This is a genomic window from Solilutibacter pythonis (assembly GCF_003697345.1).
In the GTDB taxonomy this organism is placed as follows: Bacteria; Pseudomonadota; Gammaproteobacteria; order Xanthomonadales; family Xanthomonadaceae; genus Solilutibacter; species Solilutibacter pythonis.
In genome coordinates, this window is sequence record NZ_RFLY01000007.1 from 47125 (window position 1) to 60224 (window position 13100).

Consider the following 13100-nt stretch of genomic DNA (forward strand, 5'->3'; position numbering starts at 1 on the left):
GCCATGAGTCCTCGCACCGCCTTCGTCACCGGCGCTTCCTCCGGCTTCGGCCGCGCCATCGCCCGCAAGTTGCTGGCCGAGGGCTGGCGGGTCGTGGTCAGCGGCCGCCGCCGCGAGCGGCTCGACGCGCTCGCGGCCGAGTTCGGCGATGCCGTTCACGTCGCCTGCTTCGACATGCGCGATGCCGCCGCCATCGCGGCCGCGCTCGCCGCATTGCCCGGACACTTCCAGCGCATCGACCTGTTGGTCAACAACGCCGGCCTCGCGCTCGGCACCGCGCCGGCGCAGCGGGCCGAGCTGGCGCAGTGGCGGCAGATGATCGAGACCAACGTCACCGGGCTGGTGACGCTGACCCACGCGCTGCTGCCGCGCCTGATCGACGCGAAGGCGTTGATCGTCAACATCAGTTCGATCGCGGCGACCTATCCTTACGCCGGCGGCAACGTCTACGGCGCCACCAAGGCTTTCGTCACCCAGTTCTCGCTGGGCCTGCGCAGCGATCTGCACGGCAGCGGCGTGCGCGTGACCAGCATCGAGCCGGGCATGGCCGAAACCGAGTTCACCCTGGTGCGCAGTGGTGGCGACCAGGCCGCCAGCGATGCGCTTTACCGGGGCCTCACGCCGATCAGCGCGGAAGACATCGCCGAGCAGGTGGGCTGGCTGGCCAACCTGCCGCCGCATCTCAACATCAACCGCATCGAGACGATGCCGGTGAACCAGAGTTTCGCCGGCTTCCAGGTGCACCGCGCGCCGCCGGGGTGAGGCCGCGCGCGCTCGTCAATCCCGCTCTGGCCGCGCCGGCCGCGCGCCGCGCGGATTGCCCCAACGCCACGCCCAGATCACCACGGCGACCGGCAGGGCGAGGCCCAGCCACACGAGCACGTCGCCCAGCCCATCGTCGACCAGACCAATGACCAGCCCGGCCAGTGACGCCAGTGCGATCGACACCGGCCAGGCCCAGGTGGATTGGCGCAGGCGTTTCATCGGGATGCCGCCATGCGCGCATCCAGCTGCGCGTCGATCCGCGCGCGCGATCCACGGCGCAGCCACAACACCAGGCCGCTGACCAGCACCACGATGGTCAGGGCGTCGAGCAAGGCCCACAGGATTTTCAGCGGCATCCCGGCGTAATCGCCGAAATGCAGCGGCTGCGAGAGCAGCAGCGCCTTCATCCAGATCGGCGGCTCCACGCTGCCCGCCACCCGGCCATCGGCGACATCGACGAATACCGGCGTCACCAGCCGGGCGGTCAGCGGCGTATTGCCGCGCATGAAGACGCCGTAGTGGCCGTTGCCGCTGTAGCCGGTGCCGGGAAACGACATCCAGGACGGCTCGAAATCGGGATGAAGCGCGCGCGCCGCATCGATCGCCGCCTGTGCCGAGGCCGCGGGCCGCCGTGGCGGCGTCAGCCCGGCCGGCTCGTGCAGCACGTCCTGCACGTGCTCGCGCTGCCACAACGCGACCAGGGGGTCTTCCAGCGTGTTGATCACCCCGGTCACGCCGACCACCAGCACCCAGCCCAGGGTGACGATGCCGGTCAGGTTGTGCCAGTCCAGCCAGGCCAGCCGCCTTTGCCCGCCGCGCAGCACGCCAAAGGGCAGTTTGCGCATGAAGGGCGCGTACAGCACCAGCCCGGAGACGATGGCGATCACGAACAGCGCGCCCATCGCCCCCATGAAAAGCAGGCCGGGCAGCCCCAGAAAGATGTCCGTGTGCAGCCGCAACAGGAAGAACATGACGCCTTCGTTGAACGGCTTGGCCTGAAGCGGCAGGGCGGTGCGTGCATCGATCGCCTGGGAGTGCATTTGCGAGGCGGGCACGTCCGCCCGCGCGCCACTGGTGACGTAGGCGATGCGCGGGTCGTCCGGGTCCCAGCTCAGGTACATCGGCACGTCTTCGGGATGCTTTTCCAGCGCGCGCGCCAGCACGGCGTCGGCGCCGGCCCGCCGCGCATCGTCGGTGAGCGTCGGCAGTTCCGGCTCGGCGCCGGTGAGATGCGCGATCTCGTGCCAGAAGATCAGCGGCAGACCGGTCACGCACAGCAGCAGCAGGAACAGCGTGCAAATCAAGCTGCTCCAGCGATGTACGTGGAACCAGGCGCGTAGCGTGTTGCGCTTCATGGCCGACTTTTCCGGCGCCGCGCTAGAAGCGCAGGCCGACCTCCGTCATCAGCGTGCGCGGCATGCCGCTGAAGCAGTCGCCCAACATCCGGCACGGCGCGAAGTACTGCTTGTTCGTCACGTTGTTGAGGTTGATCCGGGCGAAGAAAGCCTCGCGGCCATATTCCATGCGCAAGTCGTAGAGCGTGTAGCCGGGCGTCGGCAGCGCGCCCCGCGCCGACCAGGACGTGGTGGGCCCCACCCGCCGCGCGCCGCCGCCCAGCGACAGCCAGCCACCGGCGGCCAGGTCGGTACGCTTGTCCAGCCACAGCGCGCCCTGGTAACGCGGCACGTCGGCCAACTGGCGGCCGCGCTCGTAGCCGTAGTTGCTCTCGATCACGGTGACATCGTGATAACCGGCCGAGGCGGTGGCGCTCCAGCCATGCGCGCCGCTATAGAGCAGTTCCACTTCGCCCCCCCGCGAGCGCACGCGCCCGGTCTGGATGGAGTTGGCGATGTTGTTCGGATCGTTGGTCATGCGGTTGCGCTCTTCCATGCGGAAACCCGCCAGCGTCAACGCCAGCCGGCGCGACGGCATCCACTTCACCCCGGCCTCGAACTGTTCGCCGCGCAGAGGCTGGTAGGGCTTGCCATAGACATCCACCCCCTGCACCGGCGTGAACGATTCGCTGTAGCCGATGTAAGGCGAAAGCCCCGGCGCGACCTCGTAGACCAGGCCGGTACGCCAGGTGGTGGCGTTCTGCCGCGTGTCCGGGCTGCCTTCGGTAAGAATCGCCACTTGGTCGTGGCGCGCGCCCAGCACCCAGGTGAAACGCTCGCCGAAGCGCATCTGGTCCTGCGCGTACACGCCCAACTGGCGGCTGCGCTGCCTCGGGCTCGCCTTGTACGGCAACGCCACCACCCCGGTGGACACCGGCGCATCGAGATCGATCGGCGTGGTCTTGCCCGAGGCGGTTTCGCCGTGCTGGCGGAAACGGGCGTAATCCACGCCAAACAGCAGATCATGCTCGATGACGCCCGTCCCCATCTGCCCGCGCACGGTGACATCGGCCTGCTGGCTGCGCATCACCGGGCGCACACCATAGTAATAACGGCCAACGACGCGCCGCGCCGAGTCCAGGAACGGATCGAGCGGATTGCTGAAGCTGTCGGCATAGATCTGCACGAAGTCCGTGCGGCTCAGGCTGTCGCGCACCTTGGCCGACAGCGACCAGCCGCCGTCGAAATCATGCTCGGCCAGCAGCGTGTTCATGACCTGCCGCGCATTCAACCGGTCATGCGCGCGGTCGCCGACGAACAAGCGCACGTCGTCGAGCGGCTTGCCACGCCAGCCACGCACCGCCGCCACCGGCAGAAACTGCTGCGCCGACGCGCTGTTGTCGCGCTGCACCAACCCCAGCCAGGTCAGGCGCGTACGTTCACCCACCTGCCATTCCAGCGAGGGCGCGAGCAATTGCCGGTCATTGGGCAGGCCGCGCGTGGGCAGTTCCGCATCGCGGGCCACCGCCACCATGCGCCCGGTCAGGGTGCCGGAGGTATTCAGCTCGCCAGTGGCATCCATCCGCAATTCACGGTGGGAAAAGCTGCCCAGCCGCACCGACATCTCCGCGCCGGGCTGGGCCCGCGGCCGCTTGCTCACCGCGTTGACCAGGCCACCGGCCGTCCCCTGCCCGTACAGCACCGAAGCCGGCCCGCGCAGGATTTCCACCCGGTCGATGGCGAACACATCCACCCTCGGCACCGGGCTGTAGTTGTACAGCCGCCGGAAACCATCCAGCGTCTGCTGCGCATCCAGTCCACGCACGAAGAAACCATCCGCGCGCGGGTCCAGCCCATACGGCTCCGCCGTCACCCCGGCGCTGTAACGCAACATGTCCTGAAGGGTGTCGGCGCCACGCGAGCGAGCCAGATCGGCGGAAATCACGCTCACCGACTGCGGGATACGGTTCAACGGCGTATCGGTCTTGGTGGCGATCCCGGCGCGCTGGGCCACCACCGTCACCCGGTCGAGCCGCCGCGCCTCCGCCGTCTCCTGCTGGGCCAACCCCACCGACGACACCGCCACCCCCGTCAAAGCCAGGGCCACCGAGGCCGCCAAAGGGGAACGAACATGAATGCGAACCGGAAGACTCATGACAGGTACCAGCGAAAGGGAACGGCATGCTAGGCAGATACGCACACAGGCGCAAATGATTCTCATCAAGAATTTAGGCGCGAGCCAGCCCCACTCCCGCGATGGACAGGCCCCGCCCAGCCAATACCCCCATTCACGCGCCGCATACCGCGTACCGCCACGCCGGCTGATTTTCTCGATTTGTCCATCGCGGTTACGCTGCTTCTAATTCCCCCGGCCCATCGACCGTGATGAAGCGCCCACCCACCTGTCATCCCCTCGCCGCTCTGCTGACGCTGGGCCTCCTGCTCGCCGGCTGTTCCAGGAATGTGTCGATGAACGCGAACGACCCGAAACCTTTCGACCCGCAAGCGCTGGATCGCGGCCCAGCCAAGCTCAACCCCACGCCTCAGCAAGCCTACGAAATCACCCTGACCATCGACAACGCGCCGGGGCCGTTTGCGGTGGTGGAGGGCGCAGCGCAGTTCGATGTCACCAACGAAGGAGAGTGCGGCTACATCGACCCGATATCAGGCGCCCTGCATCGGATCACCAGCATAGAGCCATTCCCACTTACGAAACTATCCGACAACGAATACAAAGGCATCATCTATCTGGATTACATGCAGGACGATGCTTACTATGACCGCGCAGTGTGTCATTGGGAATTCACCGTCGTCAGCGCGAAACTCCGTGCTACAAATGATGAGATCAGCACTCGTTTCCGCCCCAGAATTTTCCGGAAATCTGTACTTGCCGAAACATCTACCACCACCTATTTCTGGCGAGGCGGGTATCCACGTGATGAAATGGCCAACTATCCAGACTCCGGCTATAGGACCCCGGAACGCTTCAAGCCAGAAATCCGCAACGATCTATTCTCCATCACCCTCAGCGCCCGCAAGGTGACTCCATGAGCATTACCTCATTGCAATATGCTCGTCTTTCTGAAGACAGCTACGATACTACTCGCAAGGCGGGGCAGCGCGAGCCGGGGCAAGAAATTATCAATATCAACGGCGTGGAATTCGAAGTACTCGAACACGTGGAAAACCGCTTCAACGGCTACGCAGGCACCATTTACCAACGGGTGGACACCGGCGAAATCGTGGTCGCGCACCGGGGTACCAACGAAGTATTTCGCGATGGCATCCTGACCGATGCCGGCATGCCCGCCAACCGGGCCTGCTTTGACCGCCCCCCGCCATATGGCTACGCCGCCTTTCGACCGTGATGAAGCGCTCGCCCGCCTGTCATCCCCTCGCTGCCCTACTGATGCTAGGCTTCCTACTCGCCGGCTGTTCCAGGAATGTGTCGATGAACGCGAACGACCCGAAACCCTTCGACCCGCAAGCGCTGGATCGCGGCTCCGCCAAGCTCAACCCCGCGCCTCAGCAAGCCTACGAAATCACCCTGACCATCGACAACGCGCCGGGGCCGTTTGCGGTGGTGGAGGGCATTGCCCAGTTCGATGTCACCAACGAAGGGGAGTGTGGGTACATTGATCCATTTGCCGGCGTACCCCATCGCATCACCAGTAGCGAACCCTTCGAATTGAACAAAATTTCGGAAAACGAGTATCGCGGCACCCTCTATCTGGATTACATGCAGGACGATGCCTACTACGACCGCGCCGTCTGTCATTGGGAGTTCACCCAAGCCCGAGCACGGCTCAGGGCTACGGAAAGCCCGGACGACACCCGATTCCTGCCAAGGCTCGACCGCGATGAACTGCTAGCGCAACAATCCAGGACCACTTATTTCTGGCGAGGCGGGTATCCGCGCGATGAAATGGCCAACTATCCAGACTCCGGCTATAGGACCCCGGAACGCTTCAAGCCAGAAATCCGCAACGATCTATTCTCCATCACCCTCAGCGCCCGTAAGGTGACTCCATGAGCATCACCTCCCTGCAATATGCCCGGCTCGCAGATAATAGTTACGACACGACGCGAAAACCGGGCACTCGCCAACCAGGCGAAGAGCCAATTGACATCAATGGAGTCAAGTTCGAAGTACTCGAACACGTGGAAAACCGCTTCAACGGCTACGCAGGCACCATTTACCAACGGGTGGACACCGGCGAAATCGTGGTCGCGCACCGGGGTACCAACGAAGTATTTCGCGATGGCATCCTGACCGATGCCGGCATGCCCGCCAACCGGGCCTGCTTTGACCGCCCCCCGCCATATGGCTACGCCACCTTTCGACCGTGATGAAGCGCCCGCCCGCCTGTCATCCCCTCGCCGCTCTACTGATGCTAGGCTTCCTACTTGCCGGCTGTTCCAGGAATGTGTCGATGAACGCGAACGATCCAAAACCCTTCGACCCGCAAACGCTGGATCGCGGCTCCGCCAAGCTCAACCCCACGCCTCAGCAAGCCTACGAAATCACCCTGACCATCGACAACGCGCCGGGACCGTTTGCGGTGGTGGAGGGCATTGCCCAGTTCGATGTCACCAACGAAGGGGAGTGTGGGTACATTGATCCATTTGCCGGCGTACCCCATCGCATCACCAGTAGCGAACCCTTCGAATTGAACAAAATTTCGGAAAACGAGTATCGCGGCACCCTCTATCTGGATTACATGCAGGACGATGCCTACTACGACCGCGCCGTCTGTCATTGGGAATTCACCCAAGCCCGAGCACGGCTCAGGGCTACGGAAAGCCCGGACGACACCCGATTCCTGCCAAGGCTCGACCGCGATGAACTAATGGCGCAACAATCCAGGACCACTTATTTCTGGCGAGGCGGGTATCCACGTGATGAAATAGACAACTCTCCGGACAATGGCACTATCAACCCTGACCGGGTTGCACCAGAAATCCGTGACGACCTTTTCAGCATCACTCTTAATGCGCGCAAGGTGAGCCCATGAGCATCACACCTCAACAATACGCAGACCTTGCTGCTGATAGCTACCGAGAACGCAGCCCGGGCATACGCTCCCCGGGCGAAGAAGAGCCAGTCATTTCGGGAGGCGTCAAGTTCGAAGTGCTCGAACACGTGGAAAACCGCTTCAACGGCTACGCAGGCACCATTTACCAACGGGTGGACACCGGCGAAATCGTGGTCGCGCACCGGGGTACCAACGAAGTGCTGCGCGATGGCATCCTGACCGATGCCGGCATGGTCATCAGCCGGATGAATGCCCAGCAAGACGATGCGCTGGAATTAACCAAGCGCGCACTGCAAGAAGCACAAAAGAACGCCAGATACAACGGCGGCAAAGCCCCCGAAGTCACCGTCACCGGCCATTCCCTGGGCGGTACGCTGACGCAGATCACCGCCCATCATTACGGTCTGCGCGGCGAGACCTTCAACGCCTATGGTTCGGTCAGCTTGTACCGGCGCATCCCGGAGGGCGGCGACAAGGTGGTGAACCACGTCATGGCCAGCGACGTGGTATCCGCCGCCTCGCCCCATTACGGTCAGGTGCGCGTCTACGCCAAGCCCGATGAAATCCAGCGATTGCAGCGGTTCCGCTACGACAATGGCCCCGGCGGCTTGCTCGACCTCATGGACCGCGACGCGGTGAACGTCGCCGCCCGTTCGCTGAATGCGCACAGCATGCACCTGTTCACCGACAAGGATGCCAACGGCGGGCCCGACATCCCGGTAATGGCCGACCCCGCCGCCAAGCGGCTGGCCGCGGACAACGCCGCGATGATCGACAAATACCGGAGCGACGTGCTGACCCTCCGGCGCGGCGTTTCCGCCATCATGGGCGGCCCGCTCAATGGCATGCGGATAGGCGTCGACCTTTTTCTCGACCCGATCGAACCCGGCATGGGCCGGGAAAAGCCCCCTTACTCCCTCCCCGAACCTTCGCCGTTCCAACAGGACGTCGAAACGATCATCCAGGAGATGGACAAGTATTTTCCGAATCGCTCCCCCGGTTCGACGAATCCTTCCAACCGCCCCGCGCCCGCCGAGCGCGGATTGCCAGGATTCGAATCCTCGCCGTTCCAACAGGACGTCGAAACGATCATCCGGGAGATGGACAAGTACTTTCCGAATCGCTCGCCCGGTTCGACGAATCCTTCCGGCCACCCGGCGCCCGCCGAGCGCGAATTGCTGGAGGACGTCCAGCGCTATCTACAGCGGGGATACCCGGCCGCGCCAACGGGGATGCCCGGCAAGCAGAGTTCGCTCGAACGCGACCCAGAGTCCTACGTCGATCGCATGCTGGCCGCCGCCCGCTCGGGCGATCACGAGCAGTTCCGCGCCCTGACCCAACAGGCCGCGAACACCACGGCCGGGCAACAGTTGCGGCAAGACGCCATCGCCCAGGTCGATTCGCAGGAGCGCGAGCAGGAACAGCAGGCCCGGCTGGCACAACAGCAGCAAGAGCAGCAACAGCAGCAGCAAGCCATGCAAGGGCCACGCATGCGGATGTGATTCATCGCTACAACGAGGGGCTTCGAACAATGCGGGAACAAACACTACCGGACTTGATCGCCAAAACCGCCAGCCTGATGGAACAGTTCGAGCGGCGCTGCGCCAAGATCGAACAAGACCAGCAAGTCCTGACCCAACGCCTGGCGGCAATGGCCGAGCACATTCCGGGCATCGTCAGACAATCGGCCGATACCCATCTGCAACGCATCTCCAGCAACATCGCCGGCTCCGCGCGCGAGGGGCTGCAACAGGCCGTATCGGGCTACGAGCAGGGCCTGAACCAATCCGGCGCGGCGCTGAAAAACCAGGCCGCCACCCTCAACACCGAACTCAAGCGGCTGGAAGCGCTGCACCGCCACCTGATATTGAAAGTGGCGGCGATACTGACGTTCGGCCTGGGTCTGCTGATCATGGGGACGCTCTACCTCTCGACCCACTATCGTTCCGTCATCGAACAGAACCAGGTTTCCGCGGAGCTGCTGCGCGCCTACAACCGGGCCGACGTCACGCTCTGCGGCGACACGCTGTGCGCCAACATCGACCCCAAGGCCAAACCCTATGGCAGCGGCAAGAAGACCTACCACCCGGTCAAACCCCGCCAGCCCTGATTCCGCTCCCCTCGGCCGGCGGATTCATTCGGCCGGCGAGTCGTCCAGATAGGTATAGCCGGTCAGGCCCGCCTCCAGCGCTTCGTTGAAGCGCGCGGCCTGCGATTCGGTCAGGTCGGCGGCGGTCACGCGGGCGCGGTAGGCGCGGCGCAGGTCTTCCAGTTTGTAGCCGACGTAGTCGAGCATCACGTCGGTGGTATCGCCCCGGCGCTGCTGGACGATGCGGCAATCCTCGCCATCCACCCTGACCGCGATGGCATCGGTGTCGCCAAACAGGTTGTGGATGTCGCCGAGGATCTCCTGATACGCGCCCACCAGGAAGAAGCCAAGCCGGTAGCGCTCGCCCTTCCTCAATTCGTGCAGCGGCAGCGAGCTGTCGAGGTCTTCGTTTTCCACGTAGACATCGATCTTGCCGTCCGAATCGCAGGTCAGGTCGGCGATGATGCCGCGCCGCGCCGGGCGCTCGTCGAGGCGCTCGATGGGCACGATCGGGAATACCTGGTCGATCGCCCAGACGTCCGGCATCGATTCGAACACGCTGAAATTGACGAAGTACTTGTCCACCAGCCGCTCGTTGAGTTCGTCCAGCAGGTCGCGGTGGCTTTTCTCGTCGTAGGTGAGGCGCGCCTTGACCTTGTGGGCGATGGCATAGAACAGGTCGTCGATGCGGGCGCGCTGCACCAGGTCGATCTGGCCCAGCGAATACAGCGCCAGACCTTCGGAATGCGCCTGCGTGGCCTCGTGGAAGACTTCCACCGCCGGGCGTCCGTGCATCTCGTCGTGCAGCTCGCGCAGGTGCCGCACCGGCTGCGATTCGTCCTCGTTCCGCGGCGGCACGCGGCCTTCCGGCGCCTGTTCCACTTCGCTCACGTTGGCCACCAGCACGGCATGGTGCGCGGTCATCGCGCGGCCGCACTCGGTGACGATACGCGGCGGCGGCAGGTCGTTCTGCCGGCAGGCTTCGGCCAGCGGCTGCACGATGCTCGAAGCGTAATGGCCGATGTTGTAGTTGACCGAGTTGTAGGAGCGCGAGCGCGTGCCCTCGTAATCGACGCCCAGCCCGCCGCCGACATCCACATGGCTGATTTCCGCGCCCAGTTTCGACAGCTCGACGAAATAGCGGGTCGCCTCGCGCATGCCGTTGGCGATGTCGCGCACGTTGGAAATCTGGCTGCCCATGTGGAAATGCAGCAGCTTCAGGCAATCGCCCATGCCGGTATCGCGCAGGTGTTTCCAGAGATCGAGCAACTGGCGCGGGTTGAGGCCGAACTTGGCCTTGTCGCCGCCCGAGTTCTGCCACTTGCCCGCGCCCAAGCTTGCCAGCCGCATGCGCACGCCGATGCCGGGCTTGACGCCGAGCGCCTTGGCCTCCTCCAGCACGATGCCGAGCTCCGAGGGTTTTTCCACCACGATGAAGGTTTCGAGGCCGAGCTTGCGGCCGATCAACGCCAGACGGATGTATTCCCGATCCTTGTAGCCGTTGCAGACGATCAGACCGCCGGCGCGCGAAAGCGCCAGCACCGCCATCAATTCCGGCTTGCTGCCGGCCTCAAGGCCGAACCCCTCGCCGTGGTGCCCGGCCAGGGTGCCGGCCACCCCGGCGTGCTGGTTGACCTTGATCGGATAGACCGCGGTGTAGCCGCCGCCGTAATCCCAATCGGCCATCGCCCCGGCGAACGCCGATTGCAGCTTGCCGAGGCGCTCGCCCAGGATGTCGGGAAAACGCACCAGGAGCGGCAGGCTGGCGCCGGAAGCCAGCGCGCGGTCCACCGCCTCGGCCAGCGCGATGCGCGGCCCGGCGGCGCCCTTCGGGGCGACCACGATGCGACCGTCCTCGCCGACGTCGAAATAGCCATCGGCCCAGTGCGGGATCGAATAGGTCTTGCGGGCGAGATCAGTCGTCCAGGTCACGGCCACGGCTCCGGTTCGGGGTGGCGTGCATCTTAGTCGCTGGCATCGGCCCGCGACGTGACCGCGCAATCAATGGCGATAGACCGGATCGCCGGCAACCTTGCAAAGCTTGCGGGCAACCATGCGCTGACCATCGGGCAGCATGATGAGGAAAGTCCCCGGCAAGGCGATGCGTTCCACCAGCCGGTCCAACTTGCCTTGGCCGCTCATCGCCAGCCTGCGCACGCGCACCAGCATCACGTAATGCGGCACGTCGCCGGGATCATCGATGCGCTTGCGCACCAGCCAGGCCCGGCCCACCCAGTTCGCCCCGGCCAGCGTCGCGCGCAGGTCGTCGAGCACCGCCTCGGGCAATCCATGCGGCATGAAATCGTCGCGGCGCGAAATCGTGCCGCGTTGCAGACGGGCGGCATGCTGGCGGTCGGACAACCGTTGCAGGCTGCGCGTGATTGCATCGAGTTCGGCATCCTCGCCGCGCTGTCGGTGGAAGCCGTACAGCGCTTCCAGCGCCGGGCCTTCGCAGGCGGGGTCGCGGCGCATCGCCTGGTGCAGATGGGCGACGCCATCGGCATCGCCACGCGCCAGCAGCAAGACGCCCAGGCGAAAATGCAGGAAGGGGTCTTCAGGCACCCGCGCCAGCGCATGGCGATAGACCATCAGCGGGTCGACGCGCGGCACCAGCAGCTCGACCAGCCGTGCGTGCTCGACCACCTCGGCATCGCTGCGCGCTTCCGACAGCTCCAGCTCGTCCAGTCGTTCGATATCTGCGCGCATCCGGGCGTGGCCGGCGCGCCATTGCTCTGAAGCGGCATCGCGCCAGTCGTCGCTGAAGCGCGCCTCCAGCGCCGGCAGCAACGGGCCGAGCCATTGCTCGGCGGCGCTGCGCGCGGCCGGTTCGGCCAATTGCATCTCCACGCCCATCGCCGCCAGGCGTTGGACCAGGGTCGGATGGGTGTCGTCGGGCTCGGCCGAATGCCCGGCCAGCCACGACAGCCGCGCGCCATCGGCCGGGTGGGTACTACGCAAACTGGCGGCCATGTCGCGGTAAAGTGCCGGCGGCGGCTCCGACGCATCACGCAGCGAACGCTCCACCGCCGGCCAGAAATCCTGCGCCAGCCGCTGGCTGCCGATGTTGACCCGCACCAGCGCCTGCGCCGCCACCTGCGGCCCCACCAACCGCGCCGCCATCGCATCGGCCTCGTATTCGTTACGCCGGGCCAACGCATAGCTGTAGGCATTGAAATAAGGCGAATACCAACCGAAGAACCGCCCAAGCAGGCGGCCCGCCCAACTGCCGCGCGCATCCAGCTCGGCCAACAGGCGCATCCAACTGACCCGGATTCGATAGATCCAGCCGTTGAAACGGCCGTGGCGGCCACCGAAATGCCCGAACTCGTGGGCGATCACCGAGCGCAACTGCGCTTCATCGAGCAACTGCAACAACGGCAGCCCGAGCAGCAGGTAATGCCGATGGCCCAGCAGCCCCATCGCCCGGGGCAGGGTGACGGCGGCGGCGTTGAGATCGGTGTCGATCAGGATGCCATCGAGTTTCGGCGCGCCCGCGGCCACCCGCAGGCGTTCGATTTCGGCTTCCAGCAGCGGCGCCTCGCCACGCCGCAAGGAGTAGCCGGTCGGCGGCTCGAATTTCACCCACAGCGCACGCAGCAGCAGCCAACCGAACACCGCGGGAATCCACACCAGCTTGAGCAATTTGAGCAGCAGGATCGGGTTGATGGCGACCAGCACGATCACCAGCCCGACCGACATCCCCAACGCCAGCACCAGCGCCCCGGCCAGCACCGCGTACCCCAGCAGCGCCAGCAACAACAGTTTCATGCGGTAGCGCGAAGGCGTAGCCTCCAGCTCCGCTTCCAGCCGCGCGACCAGCGCGCGATGACGTGCCATCACCGACATCGGCCCCTCCCAGACCCATCCGCGGCTTCA

General features: G+C 65.0%; 13 protein-coding genes. 8 read left to right on the plus strand and 5 right to left on the minus strand.

The window, feature by feature from the left end; translation table 11 throughout:
• The first annotated feature begins 3 nt into the window (after positions 1 to 3).
• Complete coding sequence (locus EBB59_RS06210; protein ID WP_122101289.1) at positions 4 to 762, plus strand: SDR family NAD(P)-dependent oxidoreductase; 759 nt, start codon at positions 4 to 6, stop codon at positions 760 to 762.
• Positions 763 to 777: 15 nt separating this feature from the next.
• Here the strand turns inward: EBB59_RS06210 and EBB59_RS06215 are convergent, their stop codons facing one another.
• Genes EBB59_RS06215 through EBB59_RS06225 form a run of 3 tightly spaced genes read right to left on the minus strand, consistent with a single transcriptional unit; the run spans position 778 to position 4206 of the window.
• Positions 778 to 984, minus strand: coding sequence for a hypothetical protein (locus tag EBB59_RS06215; RefSeq protein WP_122101290.1), 207 nt, complete (start codon positions 982 to 984; stop codon positions 778 to 780).
• Positions 981 to 2120 (minus strand): PepSY-associated TM helix domain-containing protein, encoded by a 1140-nt coding sequence (locus EBB59_RS06220; RefSeq protein WP_122101291.1) that lies wholly within the window; start codon positions 2118 to 2120, stop codon positions 981 to 983. The genes EBB59_RS06215 and EBB59_RS06220 overlap by 4 nt, the downstream gene beginning before the upstream one ends.
• A gap of 22 nt (positions 2121 to 2142) precedes the next feature.
• Positions 2143 to 4206, minus strand: coding sequence for a TonB-dependent siderophore receptor (locus EBB59_RS06225; protein WP_158601727.1), 2064 nt, complete (start codon positions 4204 to 4206; stop codon positions 2143 to 2145).
• Positions 4207 to 4568: 362 nt separating this feature from the next.
• Between EBB59_RS06225 and EBB59_RS06230 the strand changes: the two genes are divergently transcribed.
• The 7 genes from EBB59_RS06230 (at position 4569) to EBB59_RS06260 (ending at position 9245) form a co-directional block, all read left to right on the plus strand.
• Positions 4569 to 5150: a hypothetical protein gene (locus tag EBB59_RS06230; protein WP_122101384.1), complete on the plus strand. Its 582-nt coding sequence runs from the start codon at positions 4569 to 4571 to the stop codon at positions 5148 to 5150.
• The gene (locus EBB59_RS06235; RefSeq protein ID WP_147455520.1) at positions 5147 to 5467 is read left to right on the plus strand and encodes a hypothetical protein; all 321 of its coding nucleotides are present in this window, start codon (positions 5147 to 5149) and stop codon (positions 5465 to 5467) included. The genes EBB59_RS06230 and EBB59_RS06235 overlap by 4 nt, the downstream gene beginning before the upstream one ends.
• Positions 5468 to 5550: 83 nt before the next feature.
• Positions 5551 to 6132, plus strand: coding sequence for a hypothetical protein (locus EBB59_RS06240; protein ID WP_122101294.1), 582 nt, complete (start codon positions 5551 to 5553; stop codon positions 6130 to 6132).
• A complete protein-coding gene (locus tag EBB59_RS06245; protein ID WP_122101295.1) occupies positions 6129 to 6449 on the plus strand; it encodes a hypothetical protein in 321 nt (106 codons plus the stop codon). The genes EBB59_RS06240 and EBB59_RS06245 overlap by 4 nt, the downstream gene beginning before the upstream one ends.
• Before the next feature lie 83 nt (positions 6450 to 6532).
• On the plus strand, positions 6533 to 7114 hold the full coding sequence (locus EBB59_RS06250; protein WP_245979106.1) for a hypothetical protein: 582 nt from the start codon (positions 6533 to 6535) through the stop codon (positions 7112 to 7114).
• Complete coding sequence (locus EBB59_RS06255; RefSeq protein ID WP_122101297.1) at positions 7111 to 8637, plus strand: Tle-like phospholipase domain-containing protein; 1527 nt, start codon at positions 7111 to 7113, stop codon at positions 8635 to 8637. Before EBB59_RS06250 ends, EBB59_RS06255 begins: the two co-directional genes overlap by 4 nt.
• Before the next feature lie 53 nt (positions 8638 to 8690).
• A complete protein-coding gene (locus EBB59_RS06260; RefSeq protein WP_122101298.1) occupies positions 8691 to 9245 on the plus strand; it encodes a relaxation protein in 555 nt (184 codons plus the stop codon).
• Between the two features lie 24 nt (positions 9246 to 9269).
• On the opposite strand, the gene speA is transcribed toward EBB59_RS06260, so the two are convergent.
• Both speA and EBB59_RS06270 read right to left on the minus strand, forming a co-directional pair.
• Entirely contained in the window at positions 9270 to 11156 is a 1887-nt protein-coding gene (gene speA, locus EBB59_RS06265; RefSeq protein ID WP_122101385.1) for an arginine decarboxylase, read from the minus strand.
• 69 nt (positions 11157 to 11225) lie between these two features.
• Positions 11226 to 13061, minus strand: coding sequence for a M48 family metalloprotease (locus EBB59_RS06270; RefSeq protein ID WP_147455521.1), 1836 nt, complete (start codon positions 13059 to 13061; stop codon positions 11226 to 11228).
• Positions 13062 to 13100: the final 39 nt, after the last annotated feature.

Coding starts and splice junctions, on each gene's coding strand:
- EBB59_RS06235 (WP_147455520.1), top strand. CDS start 5,147: ATGAGCATTACCTCATTGCAATATGCTCGTCTTTCTGAAGACAGCTAC.
- EBB59_RS06210 (WP_122101289.1), top strand. CDS start 4: ATGAGTCCTCGCACCGCCTTCGTCACCGGCGCTTCCTCCGGCTTCGGC.
- EBB59_RS06255 (WP_122101297.1), top strand. CDS start 7,111: ATGAGCATCACACCTCAACAATACGCAGACCTTGCTGCTGATAGCTAC.
- EBB59_RS06245 (WP_122101295.1), top strand. CDS start 6,129: ATGAGCATCACCTCCCTGCAATATGCCCGGCTCGCAGATAATAGTTAC.
- EBB59_RS06230 (WP_122101384.1), top strand. CDS start 4,569: ATGAACGCGAACGACCCGAAACCTTTCGACCCGCAAGCGCTGGATCGC.
- EBB59_RS06250 (WP_245979106.1), top strand. CDS start 6,533: ATGAACGCGAACGATCCAAAACCCTTCGACCCGCAAACGCTGGATCGC.
- EBB59_RS06270 (WP_147455521.1), bottom strand. CDS start 13,061: ATGGCACGTCATCGCGCGCTGGTCGCGCGGCTGGAAGCGGAGCTGGAG.
- EBB59_RS06240 (WP_122101294.1), top strand. CDS start 5,551: ATGAACGCGAACGACCCGAAACCCTTCGACCCGCAAGCGCTGGATCGC.
- EBB59_RS06215 (WP_122101290.1), bottom strand. CDS start 984: ATGAAACGCCTGCGCCAATCCACCTGGGCCTGGCCGGTGTCGATCGCA.
- EBB59_RS06220 (WP_122101291.1), bottom strand. CDS start 2,120: ATGAAGCGCAACACGCTACGCGCCTGGTTCCACGTACATCGCTGGAGC.